We start from the raw sequence: 1,393 nt of genomic DNA, 5'->3' as shown, positions 1-1,393 counted from the left end.
CGCGGCCGCGGCCGGCCGGCCACCGGTGCGCCGGAGCGCCCCGCCGCCCAGCAGCCGGCCGGCGGGCAGACCCGCCCGCAGTCCGACCCGGTGCCCGCGCCCGTCGTCCCGGCCGGCGACGTCGCCACCGTGCTGCCCACCGACACCACCTTCGCCGAGCTCGGCGTCCCCGCCCCGCTCGTCGAGGTGCTGACCGCCAGCGGCATCACCGCGCCGTTCCCCATCCAGGTGGCGACGCTCCCCGACACCCTCGCCGGGCGCGACGTCCTCGGCCGCGGCCGCACCGGCTCGGGCAAGACGCTGGCCTTCAGCCTGCCGCTGGTCGCCCGCCTGGCCGCCTCGACGACGCGGCGCCAGCCCCGGCGCCCCCGCGCCCTGGTGCTCGTGCCGACCCGCGAGCTGGCCAACCAGGTGCACGCCGTCGTCGACCCGCTGGCCACCGCGCTCGGCATGCGCGCCACCGTCGTCTTCGGCGGCGTCGGCCAGAACCCGCAGGTGCAGGCCCTGGCCGCCGGCATCGACGTGCTCATCGCCTGCCCCGGCCGGCTCGAGGACCTCATCGGGCAGGGCCACGCCGACCTCTCGGCGGTCGAGGTCACCATCCTCGACGAGGCCGACCACATGGCCGACCTGGGCTTCCTGCCCGGCGTCAAGCGGCTCATGGACCGGACGCCGAAGACCGGCCAGCGGCTGCTGTTCTCCGCCACGCTGGACAACGGCGTCGACGTGCTGGTCAAGCGGTACCTGTCGGCACCGACCACGCACTCGGTCGACCCCGCCGTCGCGCCGGTCTCCACGATGACCCACCACGTGTTCCGGGTGGACGCCGCCGACAAGGCCGCCGTGGTGAAGGAGCTCGCGTCCGGCCTGGGCCGCAGCGTGCTGTTCACCCGCACCAAGCACCAGGCCAAGAAGCTGGCCAAGCAGCTGACCGCGGCCGGCGTGCCCGCCGTCGACCTGCACGGCAACCTCAGCCAGAACGCCCGCGAGCGCAACCTGGAGGCGTTCAGCAGCGGGGAGACCCGCGTGCTCTGCGCGACCGACATCGCCGCCCGCGGCATCCACGTCGACGACGTCGCGATCGTGGTCCACGTCGACCCGCCGGCCGAGCACAAGGCCTACCTGCACCGCTCCGGGCGCACCGCCCGCGCCGGCGCCGGCGGCACCGTCGTCACCATCGCCACGCCCGACCAGGCCGGGGAGGTCCGCACCCTCACCCGCCAGGCCGGCATCGCGCCGGAGGTCACCGCGGTCAAGCCGGGCGCCCGCGAGATCACCGCGCTGACCGGCCCCGCGGCGCCCCACGTCGAGCCCGCCCCCGCGCCGGCGCCCCAGCCGCAGGGCCAGGGCGGCGGCCGGCGGCGTCGCTCCGGTGGCGGCAAGTCGGAGGCCA

1 protein-coding gene is annotated in these 1,393 nt (G+C 77.0%); it reads left to right on the top strand.

The window, feature by feature from the left end; all coding sequences use genetic code 11:
• Positions 1–1,393: DEAD/DEAH box helicase (locus tag MY526_RS26925; RefSeq protein WP_436705488.1), on the top strand; the 1,393-nt coding region annotated here is incomplete at both ends.

It is taken from the genome of Geodermatophilus sp. CPCC 205761 (assembly GCF_051383655.1).
Classification (GTDB): domain Bacteria; phylum Actinomycetota; class Actinomycetes; order Mycobacteriales; family Geodermatophilaceae; genus Geodermatophilus.
This window is presented reverse-complemented; position numbering and strand designations above follow the sequence as displayed.